Source organism: Pseudomonas avellanae BPIC 631 (assembly GCF_000444135.1).
Taxonomy (GTDB): Bacteria; Pseudomonadota; Gammaproteobacteria; order Pseudomonadales; family Pseudomonadaceae; genus Aquipseudomonas; species Aquipseudomonas avellanae.
In genome coordinates this window covers 1-6,878 of record NZ_ATDK01000423.1, presented here as the reverse complement: position 1 = coordinate 6,878, position 6,878 = coordinate 1, and the positions used below count along the sequence as shown (strand labels likewise).

The following is a 6,878-nucleotide window of genomic DNA, read 5'->3' as shown; positions in this document are numbered from 1 at the left end:
ATGCCCTATCGAAATGATGACGGAAATGATGTCCAAGCATCATGAGAGTCCATCCCTAACTCAATAGCCGGGTGTTGCACTCAGCCTCTGAAACCGCCAGGCTCTACTCTATCAATTTTTTCTATCCAACGATTTACTGCATTAATATATGCAGTGCCCATTTCAAGCTTTTCACAGAGCGCTGACTGTATCTTATTGATAACTTCGTCATGTCCCTCAAGGCGTGAGCAATGGAACTCAATTACATTATTTATTTGGTACGCCCTCAGCAGCCCTGCCTTTGCGCTGGATAAGCTCTGCAATGTCAGCGCTTCTTCACCTGACCATATCTTTCTGATTAATTGCAAATTATCGCCAAACTGCGTCTCCAGTTGGCTACGGACTTTTCTTAGAGGCAAACTAGCCTCATCATTCATAAACTGGTCAAACAGCTTTCTGTATGCAGAGTCGTCAGTTATGGTTTCCATGCTTTCCTCACATATTTAACGGGCTTGTAGATAAATATCAGCACAAGCGCTTCTAGCTTCACGTTAGTTGGGTTTAACCTGTACTGCTAAAAAAGTAGCGTGCATCAGCTGCATCACTTGAAGCTGCGCCTCTTCACACACCTCAAAAAATGCCAGGGGTGCATCCTCAGCGCCTTCGCCAAGAATATTCTCCATTTCTTGGATAAGCTCGCCGAGTTGACGAATGCGATGCTTCATGCTAGCAGAGCTATTTTTTATTTCGCCGATATCAGTCATGACTAAACTCATTCATCAAATGCTGACTCTACTCAAAAACGCTATATCGGATCAAGCATGGAGTTGAAGTAAAAACGGTGCGCCGAAGTGACAAATTAATATCACGACCATTTTTTTGAGTACGCCACACATGAACGTGTGGCATATCTCTGTTTCAGACATTAATCAATACATTGTACACACTCGTCTCCAAACCACTTTCTGGCGGTTGCAAGCGCTTTTTCAGAAGGATTGCGGTAATAGACCACTAAGCTACGTTTAGATCGGGTGCAGCAGACATAAAATAGCTTCCGTGTTCTTTCGATAACCGACTCGTTCCCAGCACCTTCGAATATATATTTAAAATTATAATTATTCCAGTTTCCGTTATCCAAAATAACTAAAACGTTGTCGAACTGAGCTCCTTTTATTTTGTGCTGAGTAGAAAAAGGCGTATACCCTTCCAAATATCTAAAAAGATTTTGGAACTCGTTAAACTTTACACTTATAACTCGCTCATACAAATATCTACTTCTAGAGAAAAATATTGAAAGATTATCATCCTTCTTACAGACCCCAAGTTCATCTGCACGGTCTATTACCTCCCCAATAGACCGATCTGACATCGCACTAATCTCGTCAATGATCTTTTTTAGCAGTCTTTTATCTTCGACAGACCTTATTTTAAACTCAGTTCTCTTTAAAAACTCATTATAACGTCCAGTCTCATACAGATTGATAATATTTTGAATCTTAAAAAGGTGCTTTATCAGCGCATCTCGTTTGCTTCCCGCTTTGCTGGTAGCGGAAGGGTCATCTTTTTTGTCGTCGATGAGCGATTCTTTGGCAACATACATTCGCCTGAATGTAACGTAAGGTGTCGCCAGAGCTATTTGATATAGCTCTTGGTGGCTATCGATAAAAGGCTTCATCCCTTTTGTGGGAGTGACATCTTTTACGTTACCTGGGAATCTCTCTACTAGATAGTCAATCACCTCCCCAAAGGTAAACCCTGAGAAGTCTTCCTCTATGTTTCCATCTTTAATGAAATCTTTTATCCGATTGCGATAAGCAATTATTTTATCACCGTCGTATATCAGCATCAGTTCAGCAAATCCAGCCTTAGGTGCGATTAGATTATGGGTAAGATTGAGCTCTTTATTTTCTTTAACATCTTTAAAATCCCACCCTAACGAGTCTTTAACCTCGTCCAGCTTATCTAGATCAGTGGCGGTAAAAACAAGCTTCATGTTTCCACATATAACCTTTCCTTCAGACATGTTTGGTGCATTTTCGTCAGTTGATGCCTCTTGAGTTATACCATCGGTTCGCAGTCTATTCGCAAGCTCATAGATTAACTTAGGATTTCTTCTATTCTGTAGTTTTTTAACCTCTTCAACCAACCCTAGCTTGCGATACTTATTGAGATCTCCCACGCCCTCGTCATATATAGACTGCATCGCATCACCGAAGAACCCTATGATGCTTGTTTTGCTACTTTTCTGAAAGTGCACTAAAAGTATATCTACCACCAATTCAGACGTATCCTGGTATTCATCCACCAGTATAAACTTATAGCGATCTTTGGCGATGTCGCATAACTTAGGATAAGCGCTGAACATACCATGAGCAAGCTTCAAGATTTCGTCATGAGAAACGATAGCCTCTCTGACCCTTGTATACTCCTTGTACTGTACCTCTGCACCTCTAAGAACTTCCGGATCAAACTTATCATCTGGATTTTTGATACTAGTGGGAGACTCACTTTTAAGTGAAAAAATCAATGCATCAATCAGCTCAGCCTTGTATGGACGAATTATGTCCCACAGGAACTCATGGATTGTACCCACATGCAGATTGGGAGCACTAATACGTCCTCGAATTTCTGCTACAGCAGCATTTGTATAGGTGATGCATGCGATTGTTTTCTTGGGATCCTCAGCAAGTACCTGCCGTATAAATTGAACGAGAGAATAAGTCTTCCCACTACCTGCCCCTCCACTCAGCAAGAAGTTTTTCCCCTGATCGACATGATCAAATATGCTTTGAACCTCGGGCTCGAGTGCTAGCCTTGTTTGAGCCATTGCAATGCCTCCTTAATGTACAATGGTGTATTCCAATTAGAAAAATCGATCGAGACATTCTCCAATTTCGTCGTGTTAGCATTCAATACTGATACCGTTTTAATTGTGCTGTTTAGTAATATCTCCATAGCAAACGACGGTTTACTTGTAATCGCATTCTCCGCGCAATCGAATGCATCTGTAGCTCCACTCGCAAAACTTTTTAGGTGTATTTGAACTAACGACGGAAGTTTTTTATCTCCGGTGAAAAAATCACCTTCGTCGAAGGCTAAGCTCTTAATAAAAACTCTATTTATATGAAAAAACGCGTCTTCAAAGCTCGTGGCATGGTAGACCTCGCCTTCCATATTCTTTTCGGGTACTTGGTAGGCACAGAGTAGCTTCCCTAATATAGAAGGGGACCACTGGGCATCGTCCATTTTCTCTAAGGTTTTCTGACTTGAATTTAGATTTTCGTAAAAAGCTAAATCTTCTTTCTTATAAAAAAACCGTAGCGAGGCGTTTGTAGTGTGAGTACCATGTTCAACTTTACACTTCTGAAGCCTTAATTGAACTTCGTCTTTTTTGTTGAGCTTTGGCTGGCCGGTTGCTTTATCTATAACAGGCATCATAGCCGAGGCATCGATATCGGTAATAATAAGTGACCTGACACCTATAAAATTAACGAACTTTTCAAAAATATGTGAATAAGCTCCAACCTCAATCATGGAAATATTTTGAGAGAGCAGTGGAATGTTATTTACAACACCTGTTTCTAATTCCTTAATAAGATCTTCCTGATCAACTTTCGACATCATCGCAGGAAGCAAAACACGCTCCGTGTCACCTTCTATAAAAACCGCTTTATCTGCAAAAAACAACTCGGAACGGTGAATGGTCAAGTATTGTTTAAGAAATGTGTAGTGCTGCGAGTCTTCGTAGTAGTCCTTTAGATCTTTCAAATTTTTGGATGTGACGCCTTTGTCCGTTTTTTTGAAATACTTGATATCTTCAAAATCGCTTTCAGATACTATATATGAAGAGTGTGTACTGAGTATCGTCTGGAGATCTCGCTTTACACCATCGACTCTTTTTATACCAGGCTTTAACAAAGACTTAATATTTTTAATGAAGATCCTCTGAAGCTGCGGATGTGTATGCGCTTCCGGCTCCTCGATGAAGAGCAAATTTATATCAGATGGAGATTCGTTGATATCTTTATGAAAGTCATGAAGCTTAAGTTTAATTTCAAATATCATACTGATTAGGTTTAGATATCCCAATCCATTATAGTTTTCTGGTAGGTCATGCTCGTTGTTACCAAGGCCATACATGACCGTGGTATTCTCTTCCAACAAATCACGATGCTGCAGCGATGACACAATTTTTATAACAGAATCATTTTGACTTAACCCTCCAAATTTTTTCACATCATTTATAACCCCTTCAAATATTTTCTGGTAAACGATATTCAGCTTGGCATCAGTATTAGTCAACGTATCTTTGAACTCTTCCACCACCGACTCATTAGGGTTGCTAGCTTCGAGCTTTTTATAAATCTTAGCTGATAGTTGCGATAGAGAGTTGTCCGCATCCTTGTTAGACACATTACGCCTAGCACTAATCCATTTGAAGTTTATGATTTTAGATAAATTAATATTTTCGAGGTCTAAGTCTACGAAATGCTCATCATCCTCTTTTTTTGTTTGCATATCAAAGTACAAACTACGACGCGAGATGGTGAAATACTTATTGTGCTTATCCCTCAAGTACTCGAAAAGCGAGGGCAACGATTTTTTTCTGCATTTTTTTTGGCTGTTAGCTCTTTAAAATCTTCCACCAGCGTAGCAATATCATCCGTAGTTGCCTTATATTCGAATGCGAGAACGACAACCTTATTATCGGGATCTAAATCCATAATAACCTTGTCTCCTATGTTCTCGAGGTCGTCATCGTCGTCATACTCGATGAAAACTTTCAGAACGATACCAATGCTGCTTTCATTCAGCGCAGTACCTGAGACTATTTTCAACAGATTGTCTTTTACGTCACTATTCAGATCCTCAAAGGTAAATGTGTTGCGGGTCGCTGTGCCACCTATAAATTTCTCCAAACATAGAAGAAACGACGTTTTACCGGTATTATTTTTCCCAATAATTACTGACAGGCCACTTTCCAAGTCAACTGATATATCTTTCAGCAACCTAAAGTTCTGCATCTTGATCTTTGTTATACGCATTGCAGCATCCTTTCATTAGCATTAGCGATTTATTAAGCCTTCTCATTACAACTCATCTTATGTTGCAGCTTACTCGGCCTGCATGATGCCAAGACCTATTGGTATTCCCTTGTAGCGTTTTATCACTGATATAGATTTTGTATTACCCGTCAATCTTCTCAACCGGGTATTTCGGGCTCAGCGCCCCATATTGCGGATCCTGCTCGTTGTGCCCGTGCTGTTCCTGCTCGGTTCGCTGATGAGAAGGCAGGGCCAAGCTCAGCGCTTTGCGTGGAGCGGTAAACAAGACGATCACCGACGATGCTCCCAACGTAGCGGCCGTCTGTCCCAAATACCTTTTCCCCTTTAATGCGTCCGACTAGGCGACCAGAACGGCTGTAAACAGTAGTACCTGAGACTTGGAGGGGCTTACCATTTTTTGTATATAGGTTCATGAGGCGTCTTCTTTCCTTGATTAGTCAACCTTGCCATAGTCAATATGGACCACCTGTTTTGATCGATTCTAAGCCGTCTCTAGATGATTGGTAGACGCTCGGAAACCATGCCGTAGCAACCTTGCCTCCCCTGCAAATGTCCAGAGCTTAGCTGCAGTACATTTTCTTGGTCTGCGCGATGTGCGGAATGTACAGCTATGCCAACACGTCAACCGGTGCAATCAACCATGGCTTTCATGTCGCTCGTCGGCCCCTGAGCTTAGTCTGGAATGCTCAGCAAGGTAGGCCTCCGACTACCTCACATTGAACGCCTCAAGTACCAGTCCCCTGGGGTAAGAAAATCCCCCATTTCTGCAGTGAATGCGAACGAGATTTCTCAGCAAGTCTAGAGCCAAGCAGATGGCGATTTGACTGCACGTTAGCCTTCGACGAATTTCAAGGAAATATTGGGGAAGGCAGACCCGAGCCCGTGCTTCTCGATCTGTATATCCCGTCTCCAATGTGCTGTCTGACTTTGGTTGCCAACAGATCTCCTCAGGGCTGTTACCCACGCGACAGAGCCTCCATCGCAGGCTTTGCCTTTTCTTGCCCCTTCGACTTAGAAAATCGAGCTCTGAGTTCTACCATTTTTGGTTTCGTACAGCACCTGGATGTAGCACAAAGCCTCCTGAGGAAATGAGCTTCTGTGAGTAGCGTGTAGCCCGAGGGACTTGGGCCAGGCATGAGCCATGCAGCCGATATCAGTCTTGTCCATTTGAAGCTGGCACGTTGCATCTAAGTCATCGCAACCAGCTAGCTTTTCTACGCTGTCAGAAAATTAGGTGTAAGCGACTTATCCACGCTGAAACACAAACAATTAGCAGTCTCTGTTCCTGAGGCCGGGCTGACGCCTCGCTCCGCTCGTTGTCGGCCGGACATCCAATCGGGAAAGCTTTGCTTTACCGATTGGATGTCCGGCGCCAATAAAGTCGCGTGCATATCATCCACCGGCACTCCCCACTAAACACCGGATTTGCTGAAAACGCTGGTAATTGAGGCGTTCTTTATCTTTTGGTAAGCCAGCGCGCAAACGCGCCCGGTTGAGTCCTGGGCCGGCTTGCCGGACTGGGGCGATTTATCCGGGTCTTAGCGCCCCAAAGGGTGGCCGCAGGCCAGGGCGGGTGGGCTTCATCCACCTGCGCCGCTTAGACGGGCTGTCACGCTGTCGTGAGGGGTCCACTCCGCGCCGTGCCATAGGCACGAAGTGCGCGGTGCATTACTGCTCTTCGAGGTTTGAACACCTCGGAAAGCTCTTTCTTTTACCGAAGGGGGTTACTGATGTTGTCGCTGACCGAAAACTGACCCAGTAGAGGCTGTTCTGCCGACTGAAAACTGACCCAGGTGTTCAACTGCTTCTGCTCACTTTTTGAGCAGGAGAACA

At 43.2% G+C, this 6,878-nt stretch carries 5 protein-coding genes; all 5 read right to left on the bottom strand.

Features of this window, described 5'->3' with window-relative positions; genetic code table 11:
• Positions 1 to 80 precede the first annotated feature (80 nt).
• A complete protein-coding gene (locus DW49_RS0123470; RefSeq protein ID WP_024421441.1) occupies positions 81 to 467 on the bottom strand; it encodes a hypothetical protein in 387 nt (128 codons plus the stop codon).
• Between the two features lie 63 nt (positions 468 to 530).
• Positions 531 to 743 carry a hypothetical protein gene (locus DW49_RS0123465; protein ID WP_024421440.1) on the bottom strand — a complete coding sequence of 71 codons (213 nt, stop codon included), beginning with the start codon at positions 741 to 743 and terminating at the stop codon, positions 531 to 533.
• Positions 744 to 904: 161 nt separating this feature from the next.
• On the bottom strand, positions 905 to 2,806 hold the full coding sequence (locus tag DW49_RS0123460; protein ID WP_005622364.1) for a UvrD-helicase domain-containing protein: 1,902 nt from the start codon (positions 2,804 to 2,806) through the stop codon (positions 905 to 907).
• Entirely contained in the window at positions 2,788 to 4,497 is a 1,710-nt protein-coding gene (locus DW49_RS01000000128825; RefSeq protein WP_202803583.1) for an ATP-dependent nuclease, read from the bottom strand. Before DW49_RS01000000128825 ends, DW49_RS0123460 begins: the two co-directional genes overlap by 19 nt.
• A gap of 53 nt (positions 4,498 to 4,550) precedes the next feature.
• Entirely contained in the window at positions 4,551 to 5,024 is a 474-nt protein-coding gene (locus tag DW49_RS1000000133415; RefSeq protein WP_032617506.1) for an AAA family ATPase, read from the bottom strand.
• Positions 5,025 to 6,878 lie beyond the last annotated feature (1,854 nt).